The 12188-nt window shown below is 68.9% G+C and carries 14 protein-coding genes and 1 pseudogene; 9 read left to right on the top strand and 6 right to left on the bottom strand.

Annotated elements, in window-relative coordinates:
* Nucleotides 1-120: 120 nt before the first annotated feature.
* From AC1RJ9_RS00600 to prmC, 3 genes and pseudogenes are all read right to left on the bottom strand, one after another.
* A complete protein-coding gene (locus AC1RJ9_RS00600) occupies nucleotides 121-1311 on the bottom strand; it encodes a DUF4167 domain-containing protein (protein ID WP_492835687.1) in 1191 nt (396 codons plus the stop codon).
* Nucleotides 1308-1497 (bottom strand): annotated as a pseudogene (locus tag AC1RJ9_RS00595) (hypothetical protein). Before AC1RJ9_RS00595 ends, AC1RJ9_RS00600 begins: the two are co-directional and overlap by 4 nt.
* Before the next feature lie 73 nt (nucleotides 1498-1570).
* Entirely contained in the window at nucleotides 1571-2440 is an 870-nt protein-coding gene (gene prmC, locus AC1RJ9_RS00590; RefSeq protein WP_492835689.1) for a peptide chain release factor N(5)-glutamine methyltransferase, read from the bottom strand.
* Nucleotides 2441-2512: 72 nt separating this feature from the next.
* On the opposite strand from prmC, the gene AC1RJ9_RS00585 reads away from it, so the two are divergent.
* Nucleotides 2513-2782 (top strand): type II toxin-antitoxin system ParD family antitoxin, encoded by a 270-nt coding sequence (locus AC1RJ9_RS00585; RefSeq protein ID WP_492835691.1) that lies wholly within the window; start codon nucleotides 2513-2515, stop codon nucleotides 2780-2782.
* The gene (locus AC1RJ9_RS00580; RefSeq protein ID WP_492835693.1) at nucleotides 2779-3069 is read left to right on the top strand and encodes a type II toxin-antitoxin system RelE/ParE family toxin; all 291 of its coding nucleotides are present in this window, start codon (nucleotides 2779-2781) and stop codon (nucleotides 3067-3069) included. Before AC1RJ9_RS00585 ends, AC1RJ9_RS00580 begins: the two co-directional genes overlap by 4 nt.
* Here the strand turns inward: AC1RJ9_RS00580 and AC1RJ9_RS00575 are convergent, their stop codons facing one another.
* Nucleotides 3070-3831 (bottom strand): MOSC domain-containing protein, encoded by a 762-nt coding sequence (locus AC1RJ9_RS00575; protein ID WP_492835695.1) that lies wholly within the window; start codon nucleotides 3829-3831, stop codon nucleotides 3070-3072. It lies immediately after the preceding gene.
* A 104-nt stretch (nucleotides 3832-3935) separates the two neighbouring features.
* Here AC1RJ9_RS00575 and AC1RJ9_RS00570 point away from each other — a divergent pair, with 104 nt between their 5' ends.
* From AC1RJ9_RS00570 to AC1RJ9_RS00560, 3 genes are all read left to right on the top strand, one after another.
* Complete coding sequence (locus AC1RJ9_RS00570; RefSeq protein ID WP_492835697.1) at nucleotides 3936-5150, top strand: YihY/virulence factor BrkB family protein; 1215 nt, start codon at nucleotides 3936-3938, stop codon at nucleotides 5148-5150.
* A gap of 37 nt (nucleotides 5151-5187) precedes the next feature.
* Complete coding sequence (locus tag AC1RJ9_RS00565) at nucleotides 5188-5715, top strand: GNAT family N-acetyltransferase (RefSeq protein WP_492835699.1); 528 nt, start codon at nucleotides 5188-5190, stop codon at nucleotides 5713-5715.
* 89 nt (nucleotides 5716-5804) lie between these two features.
* A complete protein-coding gene (locus AC1RJ9_RS00560) occupies nucleotides 5805-6575 on the top strand; it encodes a DUF3108 domain-containing protein (RefSeq protein WP_492835701.1) in 771 nt (256 codons plus the stop codon).
* Nucleotides 6576-6726: 151 nt separating this feature from the next.
* On the opposite strand, the gene AC1RJ9_RS00555 is transcribed toward AC1RJ9_RS00560, so the two are convergent.
* On the bottom strand, nucleotides 6727-8103 hold the full coding sequence (locus tag AC1RJ9_RS00555) for an aminotransferase-like domain-containing protein (protein ID WP_492835703.1): 1377 nt from the start codon (nucleotides 8101-8103) through the stop codon (nucleotides 6727-6729).
* A gap of 123 nt (nucleotides 8104-8226) precedes the next feature.
* Here AC1RJ9_RS00555 and AC1RJ9_RS00550 point away from each other — a divergent pair, with 123 nt between their 5' ends.
* Both AC1RJ9_RS00550 and AC1RJ9_RS00545 read left to right on the top strand, forming a co-directional pair.
* Nucleotides 8227-8910 carry a LysE family translocator gene (locus AC1RJ9_RS00550; RefSeq protein ID WP_492835705.1) on the top strand — a complete coding sequence of 228 codons (684 nt, stop codon included), beginning with the start codon at nucleotides 8227-8229 and terminating at the stop codon, nucleotides 8908-8910.
* Between the two features lie 117 nt (nucleotides 8911-9027).
* Nucleotides 9028-9501: a molybdopterin-binding protein gene (locus tag AC1RJ9_RS00545; RefSeq protein ID WP_492835707.1), complete on the top strand. Its 474-nt coding sequence runs from the start codon at nucleotides 9028-9030 to the stop codon at nucleotides 9499-9501.
* Nucleotides 9502-9539: 38 nt separating this feature from the next.
* Here AC1RJ9_RS00545 and AC1RJ9_RS00540 read toward each other — a convergent pair whose 3' ends face one another.
* Nucleotides 9540-10067, bottom strand: coding sequence for a DUF1993 domain-containing protein (locus tag AC1RJ9_RS00540; RefSeq protein ID WP_492835709.1), 528 nt, complete (start codon nucleotides 10065-10067; stop codon nucleotides 9540-9542).
* A gap of 212 nt (nucleotides 10068-10279) precedes the next feature.
* On the opposite strand from AC1RJ9_RS00540, the gene prfA reads away from it, so the two are divergent.
* Nucleotides 10280-11350, top strand: a complete 1071-nt coding sequence (prfA, locus tag AC1RJ9_RS00535) for a peptide chain release factor 1 (protein ID WP_492835711.1) — start codon at nucleotides 10280-10282, stop codon at nucleotides 11348-11350.
* Between the two features lie 58 nt (nucleotides 11351-11408).
* Nucleotides 11409-12173 carry a pseudouridine synthase gene (locus tag AC1RJ9_RS00530; RefSeq protein ID WP_492835713.1) on the top strand — a complete coding sequence of 255 codons (765 nt, stop codon included), beginning with the start codon at nucleotides 11409-11411 and terminating at the stop codon, nucleotides 12171-12173.
* Nucleotides 12174-12188: the final 15 nt, after the last annotated feature.

Raw genomic sequence — 12188 nt, 5'->3', positions numbered from 1 at the left:
GTGTCGCGGCCCCGCCCGTCCATGGCCTCGGCCAGCCGCGTCCAGAGCCTGGCGGCGGCCCAAGAAAAAAGGGAGCCGCTTTCACGGCTCCCTTTCGATCTTCAGCGGTGAAGCGGCCGATCAGGCCTCTTCCGGCTCCGAGCTGGCCGGAGCGCCTTCACCGGCTTCGAAGCTGCGCGGGGCGCGGCGACGACGGGGCTTCTTGACCTCTTCGCCGTCGACGGTCGAGGCCGGAGCCTCGACGGCCGGTTCGGCGACCGCCGCCGCGGCGGCGGTGCGTGACGTCTTGCGCCCCAGGAAGGCCGGAGCCTCGCTGACGGCGCCGTCCTGGCCACGCAGCACCGGCGAGCTCTCGCTGGCGGGCGCGCTGGCGATCGGCAGCGGCGAGGCTTCCGGCTCGATCACGGCCATCGGGTCGCGGTCACCGCGCGGCTGCCAGTCGCGATCGCGGTTGCGGTCGCGGCCACGGCGGCGGCCCTCGCGGAATTCGCCCTGACCTTCGCCGCCCTGCGGCTGCTCGCCCTCGGCGGCGACCGGACGGTCCTCACGCGGACGATCGTCGCGCGGGCGGTCGTCACGGGGCCGATCATCACGGGGCCGATCATCACGGGGGCGGTCGTCGCGGTCCCGGAAGCGGTCCTCGCGCGGCCTGTCGTCTCGGGGCCTGTCATCTCGGGGCCTGTCATCTCGGGGCCTGTCGTCTCGAGGACGGTCATCACGCGGTCGGTCATCCCGAGGACGGTCGTCGCGGTCACGCCAGCGGTCGCGGCGGCCTTCGCCCTGATTGTTGTCGCGGGGACGATCGTCGCGGTTGCGGTCGCGATTGTTGTCGAAGTTGCGGTCCCGATCGCGGTTGCGGTCACGATCCCGGTTCTCGAAGCGGTCGCGGCGTTGCTCGCCGCCCTCACCGTTCTCGCCGCCTTCGCCCTGGCCTTCCGGCTGGGCGGGGGTCTCGGCGACCTCCTGCTCTTCCGGCGGCTCGGCCTCGAAATCGATTTCGTAGGCGGCGTAGACGTCCTTGCCGACGATGTCGGACACCGGACGATTCGGCTGGATGGCGCGCAGGACGCGGAAATAGTGCTCGGCGTGCTGCAGATAGTTCTCGGCCAGCACCCGGTCGCCGGACGAGGTCGCGTCGCGAGCCAGCTGCTGGTACTTTTCGTAGACGCTCTGGGCCGCGCCGCGAACCTTGACCCCTTCGGGCCCGTTCGAATCGAAAGCGCGGTTGGCGTTGTGCTGTTGAGGCTTGCCGCCGCTGCCACCGCGATTGTTGCGGCCGCGCTGGCGCTTCATGCCTTTGAAATCTCTCATGGTCTCTTCTGAACCTGTCCGGAGGTCAGTCTTGCGCTGGACGCGTCCGGCCTTGCTGGTCTCTGAGCGGGTTTAACCCTGGTGAGTTTCAGAGACACTGGTTTCCGTAGAGCCCCCGCCCTGCTCTTTGGGCGCGGCGACCGGCGGACCGGGCGCGCCTGCCAGGGGAGCGTCGCATGCGTTCAACGCCTAGGCGTCATGAACGTCTGCTTTTCCCGTCACCTGGCGATCTGGAAGGAGACAAGACTCGTCTAACGGTTCACGCCCCGGTTTCCAAGGGATTTTTCACCCCAGTGACAACGCGGTCGTGCGTCGACAGGTCCTTGATCGTTTTGACCTGCTGGGCGCCGGCTGTCTTGAACAGCGCTTCGACCGCCTCGGACTGGTCGTGGCCGATCTCCACGGCGAACATCCCGCCCGGCTTCAGCACACGCAGGATCTCCGGCGCCAGCAGGCGATAGGCGTCCAGACCGTCGTCGCCGCCGTCCAGGGCGAGACGCGGCTCGTGGTCGCGAACCTCGGGCTCCAGGGTGTCGATCACCGCCGTCGGGATGTAGGGCGGATTGGAGACGACGACGTCGAAACCGCCATCGCCCAGGCCCGCCGTCCAGTCGCCGTGCATCAGGGCCGCGCGATTGTTGAGGTCCAGACTGGCGGCGTTGTCGCGAGCCACGGCCAGGGCCTCGGCGGAGGCGTCGACGCCCAGCCCCTTGGCCGCCGGCCGCTCGGCCAGGACCGCCAGCAGGATCGTGCCCGAGCCGACGCCCAGATCCAGCATCGAGAACGGCATCTGCTCGGGGAAGGCCTTCAGCACCTCGTCGACGATGACCTCGGTCTCGGGACGCGGGGTCAGCACGTTCTTGTTCACCTGCAGCAGGATCTTCCAGAAGCCCTTGCGGCCGATGATGTGGCTGACCGGCTCGCGGCGGGCGCGACGGGACAGATACTCTTCCAGGGTCGCCTGCTGCTCCGTCGTCAGTTCGCGGTAGGGATCGGTGACGATCTCGGTGCGAGTGACGTTGGCGGCCACCTCCAGCATCAGGCGCGCGTCGATCGACGGCTGATCGATGCCGGCGTCCTTCAGACGATCCTTGGCGGCGGTCCAGGCTTTGACGAGGGTCAGGGTCATGAGGGGGATTTAGCGCTTTGGATGGGCGGAGGCGAGATTGAAAGCGGTACCAGTTTTTGGTATCGTGGCGCCATGGCCAGCAAGAACACTTCCGTGAGCCTAGGGGAGCATTTCCAGGCTTTCATCGACAGCCAAGTCGCCGACGGCCGCTACGGCTCGGCCAGTGAAGTCGTGCGGGCGGGGCTGCGGTTGCTCGAGGATCAGCAAACGAAGCTGGCCGCCCTGCGGGCCGCACTGATCGAAGGCGAAGAAAGCGGCTTCATCGATGACTTCGATTTCGACGCCTATATCGAAGAGAAGCTGAAAGCCTCCTCCGCACCTCCAGGGTTCCGCGAGGAATGACACGGTATCGGCTTTCGCGCCGTGCCAAAGCCGATCTCGACGAGATCTGGGACTATTCCCTAAATAGGTGGGGCGACCAGCAGGCCGCCGCCTATCATCGCCAAATCTACACGGCCATTGGCATGATTGCTGAACGACCAGACCTTGGCTGGTCTGACAGCAATCTGCGTCCCGGATACCGCCGACGCTCGGCTGGCTCCCACGTGATCTTCTATAGGGTCAGCGGCATGGTCGAGATCGTCCGCATTCTCCATCAGAATATGGACGCCAAGTTTCACCTGGGCTGATCAACCGACCGCCACCCCATCCCCCTCGCCCACCGCGCCGCCCCGCGTCACGTTCAGGTAGATGCCGCAGAACATGTGGCCGTAGGTGTCGAAGAGGGCCTTCACCAACTCGACATCCCGCTCGGCCGTCGTGGGGTCCACGTGGGTGGCGGCGCAGCGGACGATGGGTTTCAGGACCTCGGCCGTCGCGCCGCCGAGGGTCAGGGTCCTGCCGGTCCAGTCGTTCTCGACCCAGGCCGGCCAGCCCTCGACATAGAGATTGGCGCGGAACCGCAGCGGGTCCAGGTCGCGGCCGATCCGTCGAGAGAGGTCGCGCACGCTGGCCAGGTTGACGATCGAGACATAGCCCGAGCGGCTGTCCATGAACCGGTAGGCGCCCGGTCCCTCGACCACCTTCAGCGGCCCCTTGATCTCGCCGGCCAGCAGGGTGGTCAGCCAGGCCTCGAGACCCGCGCGGCCCGCGTCCGTCCGCAGGTCGCCGGCGAAGTCGGGCGCGCCCTCCGCGCGGGCGCTGAACACGCCCGTCGTCTCGTCATAGGCCGTGCGGGCCTTGGCGACGGCCGGGATCTTGGCCAGCACCGTGAACTTCATCTTCGAGATGTGGGCCGGCGCGGCGGGATCGAAGCCGCTGGGGCCGTCCTCGACCGCGTAGAGCCGATCGCACGGAAAGCAGGCCCCGGCCTCCAGCGTGGCGGCGGTCAGCCGCTCGGGCGTGAAGCCCTTCACGGGATGGCGATAGATCGAGGCGATGCGGGCGTCCATGATCGCGAAAATCGTGGACGACGCGAGTCATGGCAAGGCTTGAGGGGCCCTTGGACGGGAACGCGACTCGCCGCGCGGGGTTCTGGTGGCCTGGAGAGCGCTTCATGACCGACGCTTCGCCGCGTCCGATCCTTAAATGGCTCAAATCGCGTCCGTACCATCTGGCGCCATGGATCGTGCTGCTGGCGGCCGCGCCGCTGGTGCTGCCGCGCAAGAAGCCCATCGAAGAGCCGATCGTCGCTCCGCCGGGCCTGTCCGAGGATCGCGCCATGCCGCCGGCCCAGTTCGACGAGGCCGAGCCGCAGCGCGGCCGGGCCGCGCGCCATCCCGGCCATATCCCGCTGCTGGGCTGGCGCGACATCGTCTGGCGCACCTGGCTGGAGATCGGCGTCGACCGCCTGCCGGCCGTGGCCGGGGGCGTGACCTTCTACACCCTGCTGGCCCTCTTCCCGGCCATCGGCGCCTTCGTCTCGCTGTATGGCCTGTTCGCCGACGTGCGGACCGTCGAGGCGCAGCTGCGCGACATGGCCGGCGTCTTCCCCGCCAGCGTCGTGCAGATCGTCGGCGAGCAGATGCTGCGCCTGGCCAGCCAGGGCCAGGCCAAGCTGGGCGTGGCCTTCGGCTTCTCCCTGCTGCTGTCGATCTGGAGCGCCAACGCCTCCATGCGCACGCTCTTCGACGGGCTGAACATCGCCTATGACGAGGACGAGAAGCGCCACCTCGTACCGCGCACCCTGCTCAGCTACCTCTTCACCTTCTGCGCTCTGCTGTACGCGGCCATCGCCTCGGGCGTGCTGATCGTCACGCCTCTGCTTTTGAAGGCCGCGCGCCTCTCGGCGCTGGACGAGATCGTCGCGCCGCTGCGTTGGTTGCTGGTGTTGGCCATGACCGCCATCGCCTTCGCCGTGCTCTATCGCTTCGGACCCAGCCGGGCGCGGGCCCGCTGGCGGTGGGTGTGGATCGGCGCGGCGGCGGCTTCGGCCGGATGGCTGTTCGGTTCGCTGGGCTTCTCGTTCTACCTGGCCAACATCGCCCACTATGACGCCACCTACGGTACGCTGGGGGCGGTGATCGCCTTCATGGTCTGGGTGTGGTTCTCGATCATGGCCATCCTGGTCGGGGCCGAGCTGAACGCCGAGATCGAGCACCAGACCGCCGTCGACTCCACCATCGGCCCCGAACAGCCGATGGGCGCGCGGGGGGCGGCCATGGCCGACACGGTGGGCCTGGCCTTCCATCCCTGGGAGATGATCAAGCGCGAGGCCGGCATGGTCCGCCGGGTGACCGGCGGGGCCTGGAACAAGGTGCGCGGCCGTTAGGCTTCCCATGGCCGCGCTCGCCGCCTAAGGAACCGGCATGACCCTGCTCCTGCCCTACCGCGAAGACGAACTGGCCGACATCGCCGCCCTGGTGAACTCGGCCTATCGCGGCGAACTGGCGGCCAAGGGCTGGACCAGCGAGAGCTATCTGCTGGGCGGCCAGCGCACCGATGAAGAGAGCCTGCGCGCCGACCTCGCCGCCACGCCGGGCGCGACCATCCTGACCCTGCGCGACGCCGAGGGCGACAAACCCCATGCCTCGGTGTGGATCCAGCCCTCGGACAACGACGCCTGGTATGTCGGCATGGTCACCGTCTCGCCGCTGCGCCAGGCCAACGGCATCGGCCGCACGATGCTGGAGGCCGCCGAGGCCCATGCCCGCGCCCAAGGCGGCAAGACCATGGAGATGACCGTCATCTCGGTGCGCGACACCCTGATCGCCTGGTACGAGCGGCGCGGCTACCGCCTGACCGGCAGGACCGAACCCTTTCCCTATGGCGACGAGCGCTTCGGCGTGCCGCAGCGCGACGACCTGCATTTCGTGATCCTGGAAAAGGCGCTGTAGGGCGCTCAACCAGCGCATTACCGAAGCTTAAGTAGCCCTCGCCCCACACCTGCTCTCACATGCCAGCGTTGTTGGCTCAGGGGCTTTTCATGTCGTTCATTTCCCGCATCGCCGTCGGCGCCGCGCTCGCGTTCGCCGTCACGGCTTCCGCGCAGGCCGCCGTCACCCCGGTTCCCGTCGGCCAGCCGCTGGCGCGGTTCGACAAGCTGCAGCCGGCCACCCACCGCTATCTGCGCTACCGTCAGATGGGCGAGACCATCACGCCGCTGGACGTCTGGACCCGCGAAATCCGCATCGAGCCCGACAAGGCCGGGGTCAAGCGCCTGCACATCGTCCAGCACTGGGACGGCTCGACGCCGGGCGTGGTGAAAAAGCTCGACAGCTGGTTCGAGTTGGGGACCTTCCGGCCCTACAGCCACGAGCGCCGCACCACCGGCAAGGACGGCCAGACCAAGATCGAAGGCTTCGACTTCAAGCCCGACCGGATCGTCGGGCTGAAGGATCTGGAGGGCAATACGACGGCCGACTACGACGTGGCCTCGCCCCAGCCGACCTTCAATTTCGAAACCGACATGGAGTTCCTCCAGGCCCTGCCGCTGGCCAAGGGCTACGAGGCCTCCATCGTCTTCCACCATCCGGGCGGCGGCGCGCCGGCGCCCTACGTCTTCAAGGTCACGGGCAGCGAAGTCCTGACCAGCTCGGCCGGCGGCAAGGTCGACTGCTGGGTGGTGACCACCGACTACAACCGCCCCGAAATGAAGCCGACGACCTTCTGGCTGGCCAAGGACAGCCAGGTGGTGATCAAGAACGCCTCGATCGCGCCGGACGGCTCGACGTGGGTGAAGACGCTGCTGTGGTAGCCAAAAATTCCGTTTCCCCGGCGAAGGCCGGGGCCCAGATCGAACCCACGAGCGCATATTATCCTGACAGGTCGATAGGCGCGAACACCCCAGCCACTCCGGATGAATCTGGGCCCCGGCTTTCGCCGGGGAGACGGGGCGGGGTAGGTGGCTAAATCACCGCCCTAGACCGCTCCGAGACCTCGCTCGACAGCGCCCCGGCGACGATCTCCAGGCCTCGGCGCAGGACCTCGCGGTCCGGGACCGCGCCCAGGCAGACGCGGACGCCGCTCTCGTGGCCGGCCTCGACGACCGGCGCCGAGGGCGGGGTGACCTCGGCCCCGCCGCGCAGGGCGCGGCCGGCCAGGCGCTCGGCCTCCAGTTCGCTCATCGGCAACCAGATGTGCGGGGCGGTCTCGGCATAGACGGTCTCCATGGCCGGCCCCAGGAGCTCCCGCGCCATGGCCATGCGGACGCGGGCCTCGTCGCGGGTCTCGGCCAGGATGGCGTCGGCCGAGCCGTCCTCGATCCACTGGGTGGCGATCAGCCCGCCGAAAGCCGGCGGCGCGTAGACCGACACCCGCACCGCGTCCAGCACCCGCTCGAAGGTCTCGGCCGCCGGCACGACCAGGAAGCCGGCGCGCAGGCCCGGGGCCAGGGTCTTGGAGACGCCCGAGACGTGGAAGGTCCGCTCCGGCGCCAGCATGGCGAACGGCGGCGGCGCGCCGTCGGCATAGGCCCCGTAGATGTCGTCCTCGACCAGGGTCAGGTCGTGCTTGCGGGCGAGGGCGACGATGGCGTCGCGGCGCGCGCGGCTCATGATCCGGCCCGTCGGGTTCTGCAGGGTCGGCAGTACGGCCAGCACCCGCGCGCCGGTCGTGAGGATCGCCTCTTCCAGGGCGTCGGGGCGCAGGCCCTCGGCGTCCATCGCCAGGCCTCGGACACGCCAGCCGCTGTGCAGGGCCAGGGTCTTGAGGCCGTGATAGGCCAGGCATTCGGTCAGCACCACGTCGCCCGGGGCCAGCACCGCGCCCAGCGCCAGGGCCAGGCCCTGCTGGGCGCCGGCGCAGCAGATCAGCCGCCGCCAGTCGACCGCCTCGTAGCTGCTGGTCCGCGCCAGCCAGACCGCCCCGGCCCGCCGCTGGGTCTCGTGACCCGCCGGCGGGGCGTAGGCCAGGTGCTCCAGGAGATCCGGACGTCGCCGCAGCCGGGCCAGGGCCTCGGGCAGGCGCGCCCCGGCGGGGGCCTGGGCGGCGATGTTCTGGGCCAGGTTGATCGGGCCGTCGCGCTCATAGGGCCGGTGCTCGGCCGGCGCGTTGACGAAGCTGCCCCGGCCGACATGGGCGCTGACCAGCCCCGCCCGCTCGGCCTCGACATAGGCGCGGGTGACGGTGCCCAGGCCCACGCCGAGGCGATAGGCCAGTTCCCGCTGCGGCGGCAGGCGCACGCCGGGGGCCAGGACGCCCGAGACGATGTCGGCGCGCAGCACAGCCACCAGCCGCTCGTAGAGCGGGGCGTCACTCTCGGGAATTGTCGGTGTCCAGGCCACAGGGCGTCGCGCGTCTCGTTTATTGTCATCATGACAATATGCAATTTGACTCGCGATACAATGGAAATCATCACCGTGACACCTCGGTTACTCGTACCGAGACACTTGTCAGGGAGACCGGAGATGACCCCCGAACTGCTGCTCGCCCCCGATCTTTTTCTTGCCTATGTCCTGTTCTGCTTCGCCACGGCGGGGACGCCGGGGCCGAACAACATGATGCTGCTGGCGTCCGGGGCGAACTTCGGCTTCCGCCGGACGGTGCTGCACATCCTGGGGATCAGCTGCGGCCTGGGCTTCATGGTGCTGGCCATGGGTTTCGGCCTGGGCGGCGTGTTCCGGGCCTATCCGGTGCTGCATGAGATCCTGCGCTGGGTCGGGGCCGGCTACATGCTGTGGCTGGCCTGGAAGATCGGAACGGCCAGCGCGATCAGCGACAAGGACCTCGCCAGGCCGATGACCTTCCTGCAGGCGGCGGCGTTCCAGTGGGTCAATCCCAAGGCCTGGGCCATGGCGCTCGGCGCGGTCACGACCTACGCCCCCGAGGGCGGCGGTTGGACCCTCGTGCCGCTGCTGGCCGGGACCTTCATGCTGATCGGCGCGCCGTGCAGCGCGGCCTGGGCGGGATTCGGCCAGGGGCTGCGGCCGTTCCTGAACAAGCCGGCGGTGTTGCGGACGTTCAATATCGTGATGGCGGCGCTGCTGGTGGCGTCGCTGTACCCGCTGTTCGTCAGCCATGAGGCCAAGCCGGTGAGCCTGGAGGCCCTGGCGGACGTGGCCCCGCCGCCGCCCATGCGGTCGCACGGGTGAGGGCCCGAAACCTCGTCCTTCGACAAGCTCAGGATGAGGTTTCTACTGGTGTGGCCGCTCAATAGTCCTCACCCTGAGCCTGTCGAAGGGCGAGGACAGCCCCCACGGAGACTCCCCATGCGCCTGCTGCTCGCCCTCGCCATCACGGCCCTGCTCGCCACGACCGCGGCCGCCCAGGACCTCAAGGTCACCGTCGCCGGCCGGGACACCGTCACCCTGAGCCCGAAGGACCTGGCCGCCCTGCCCCGCGCCAAGGCCACGATCACGGTCAAGGGCGCGGCCGTCACCTACGAGGGCGCCCGCCTCGACGCCGTGCTGGCCCAGGCCGGGGTCGTGCACGGCGAGCGGCTGATGGGGCGCTATCTGAACCAGGTGATCATCGCCCGCGCCGCCGACGGCTTCTTCAGCGTGCTGTCCCTGGCCGAGACCGACCCGGTCTATCGCGCCAATCCGGTGGTGGTCGCCGACACGGTCAACGGCCACAAGCTGGACGCCCGCGAAGGCCCCTATCGCCTGGTCGTGGACGGCGACCTGCGGCCCTCGCGGGCGCCGCGCCAGCTGGTGTCCATCGAGGTGAAGCCGGCGTTCTGATCCTCCCCCGCGACGCGGGGGAGGATCAGGTCAGCGTCCTAAGCCGTCTTCAGGCGCTCCGGGCCGATGCCCAGGAAGTCGCGCTTGCCCAGCGGCACGCCCTTGTGGCGCAGGATGTCGTAGGCGGTGACGACGTGGAACAGGAAGTTCGGGATCACGAACTCCAGCAGGTAGTCCTGGCCGGTGAACTGCAGGGTGAACGTGCCGGCCGGCACGGTGACCTCGCGCGTCTCGGCGCCGTCGAAGGCCGAGGCCGGGACGCTCTCGACATAGGCCAGGGTCCTGGCGACGCGCGCCTGCAGCTCGGCGAAGGTCTTTTCCTCGTCGGCCATGGCGGGGGCGTCGAGGCCGGTCAGCCGCGACACCGCGCCCTTGGCCGCGTCGGAGGCGCGCTGGATCTGGCCGGACAGGGGCAGCATGTCGTCGAACAGGCGCGCCTCGACATAGGCGTCCGGGCTGGTCCCGGCGGCCTCGGCGTGGGCCTTGGCCTTTTCGAGCAGCGACGACAGCGTCTTGAGGCCGCGCGTGAGCGACGTCACGGTGACGGTCTGGATGGTGACGGACATGGAAATTTCCCTCGCAAAGCCCGCCGGACCTCCCCGGTCGCGCTGCACCGCGACCTAAGCACGTCCGGGTAGGTTTTCAATCGCGACGCATGACAATGAGCGTCAGCAGCGCGCCTTGGCGTCCGCCTGGCTCGGGCGCGGGAAACATTCCCTTCGGCGGGGAAAAGCACTAGGAAGACCGACCCTATCCCTTAGCCATTGCGACATCTCCCTTGCGACTGCCCCAGGCCCGCCTCGACCAGGTTCTCGACCGCTTCCGCGAAGTGGAGGCCCGCATGGGCGCGGCCACCGACGGAACCGAGATCGTCAAGCTCTCCAAGGAGCACGCCGAACTGCGCCCGGTCGCCGAGGCCGTCGAGCGCCTGGCCAAGCTGTCGGCCGAGCGCGCCGAGCTGGACGTCATGGCCGCCGATCCCGAGATGGCCGACATGGTCAAGGACGAGATCCAGGCCCTGGACGACAAGCTGCCGGCCCTCGAGCACGACCTGGCCTTGATGCTGGCCCCCAAGGACAAGGACGAGAACGCCTCGGCCATCCTGGAAGTACGGGCCGGCACCGGCGGCGACGAGGCGGCGCTGTTCGCCGGCGACCTCTTCCGCATGTACCAGCGCTACGCCCAGCTGCGGGGCTGGAAGGTCGAGGTCGACAGCATCTCGGAAGGCGAGATGGGCGGGTTCAAGGAAATCGTCGCCTCGATCACCGGCGACGGCGTGTTCGGACGGCTGAAGTTCGAGAGCGGCGTCCACCGCGTGCAGCGCGTGCCGGCCACCGAGGCGCAGGGCCGCATCCACACCTCGGCCGCCACCGTCGCGGTGCTGCCGGAAGCCGAGGACGTCGAGATCGACATCAAGGAAAGCGACCTGCGGATCGACACCTATCGCTCGTCGGGCGCGGGCGGCCAGCACGTCAACAAGACCGACTCGGCCGTGCGCATCACCCACTTGCCCACCGGCGTGGTGGTGACCAGCTCGGAAAAGAGCCAGCACCAGAACCGCGCCAAGGCGATGAAGAACCTGAAGGCGCGCCTCTACGACATGCAGCGCCAGGCCCTGGACAGCGCCCGCTCCGAGGCCCGCAAGAGCCAGGTCGGCAGCGGCGACCGCTCGGAACGCATCCGCACCTACAACTTCCCGCAGGGCCGGGTGACCGACCACCGGATCAACCTGACCCTCTACAACCTGTCGCGGATCATCGAGGGCGACGCCCTGGACGACGTGATCAATCCGCTGATCGCCGAGGACCAGGCCGAGCGCCTGGCCAGCCTCGAAGAGAGCTTCGGCTGATGGGTTGGCGCATGATCTTGTCCGAAAACCGGTTCCCACTTTTCGGGATCATGCTCTGATGTCCTGGACCCGGACCTACGACGAGGACGAGCCCCAGCGGGTCAACAAGTGGCTGGCCCAGAGCGGCGTGTGCTCGCGCCGCGAGGCCGAAGCTCTGATCTCCGAGGGTCTGGTGTCGATCGACGGCGAGGTCGTGGAAGACGTCGGCCGCAAGATCCTGCCCGGCCAGACCCTGACCCTGGCCGACCGGGCGACGGCCAAGCTCGACTCGACCTTTACCTACATGATCCACAAGCCGGTCGGCGTGGTCTCGTCCCAGCCGGATCCCGGCCAGGTTCCGGCCGCCCGCCTGCTGACCCGGCAGAACATCTGGGGCGGCGTGCCCGCGCCGATCCCGCAGTCGGGCGACCTGCTGCCGCCGATCGGGCGGCTGGACAAGGACTCGCGCGGCCTCTTGCTACTGTCCCAGGACGGTGTCGTGGCCAAGGCCGTGATCGGCCCGCAGTCGGACCTGGAAAAGGAATACCGGGTCGCGGTCATGGGCGAGCTGACCGAGGAGAAGCTGGAGCTGCTCCGCTTCGGCCTGGAGCTGGACGGCCGCGAGCTGCGCCCCGCCGAGGTCGAGGTCATTTCGGACCAGCGCCTGCGCATCGTCCTGCGCGAAGGCCGCAACCGCCAGATCCGCCGCATGTGCGAGCTGGTCGAGCTGAAGGTCGTCGACCTGTTCCGCGTCAGGATCGGTCCGCTGACCCTGGGCGAGATGCCGGAGGGGCGGTGGCGTCCGCTGACCGGCGAAGAACGGGCGGCGTTGATCGCGGGCTGAGGCCGACGCGTCAAG

The organism is Caulobacter sp. GW822-FHT07D08 (assembly GCF_058798735.1).
The sequence above is the reverse complement of the archived record's forward strand: the minus strand, read 5'-3'. Positions and strand labels throughout refer to the sequence as shown.

What these genes read in the sequence shown, in the direction of transcription:
- AC1RJ9_RS00600 (WP_492835687.1), bottom strand. Translation starts at nt 1,311, where the DNA reads ATGAGAGATTTCAAAGGCATGAAGCGCCAGCGCGGCCGCAACAATCGC.
- prmC (WP_492835689.1), bottom strand. Translation starts at nt 2,440, where the DNA reads ATGACCCTGACCCTCGTCAAAGCCTGGACCGCCGCCAAGGATCGTCTG.
- AC1RJ9_RS00585 (WP_492835691.1), top strand. Translation starts at nt 2,513, where the DNA reads ATGGCCAGCAAGAACACTTCCGTGAGCCTAGGGGAGCATTTCCAGGCT.
- AC1RJ9_RS00580 (WP_492835693.1), top strand. Translation starts at nt 2,779, where the DNA reads ATGACACGGTATCGGCTTTCGCGCCGTGCCAAAGCCGATCTCGACGAG.
- AC1RJ9_RS00575 (WP_492835695.1), bottom strand. Translation starts at nt 3,831, where the DNA reads ATGGACGCCCGCATCGCCTCGATCTATCGCCATCCCGTGAAGGGCTTC.
- AC1RJ9_RS00570 (WP_492835697.1), top strand. Translation starts at nt 3,936, where the DNA reads ATGACCGACGCTTCGCCGCGTCCGATCCTTAAATGGCTCAAATCGCGT.
- AC1RJ9_RS00565 (WP_492835699.1), top strand. Translation starts at nt 5,188, where the DNA reads ATGACCCTGCTCCTGCCCTACCGCGAAGACGAACTGGCCGACATCGCC.
- AC1RJ9_RS00560 (WP_492835701.1), top strand. Translation starts at nt 5,805, where the DNA reads ATGTCGTTCATTTCCCGCATCGCCGTCGGCGCCGCGCTCGCGTTCGCC.
- AC1RJ9_RS00550 (WP_492835705.1), top strand. Translation starts at nt 8,227, where the DNA reads ATGACCCCCGAACTGCTGCTCGCCCCCGATCTTTTTCTTGCCTATGTC.
- AC1RJ9_RS00545 (WP_492835707.1), top strand. Translation starts at nt 9,028, where the DNA reads ATGCGCCTGCTGCTCGCCCTCGCCATCACGGCCCTGCTCGCCACGACC.
- AC1RJ9_RS00540 (WP_492835709.1), bottom strand. Translation starts at nt 10,067, where the DNA reads ATGTCCGTCACCATCCAGACCGTCACCGTGACGTCGCTCACGCGCGGC.
- AC1RJ9_RS00530 (WP_492835713.1), top strand. Translation starts at nt 11,409, where the DNA reads ATGTCCTGGACCCGGACCTACGACGAGGACGAGCCCCAGCGGGTCAAC.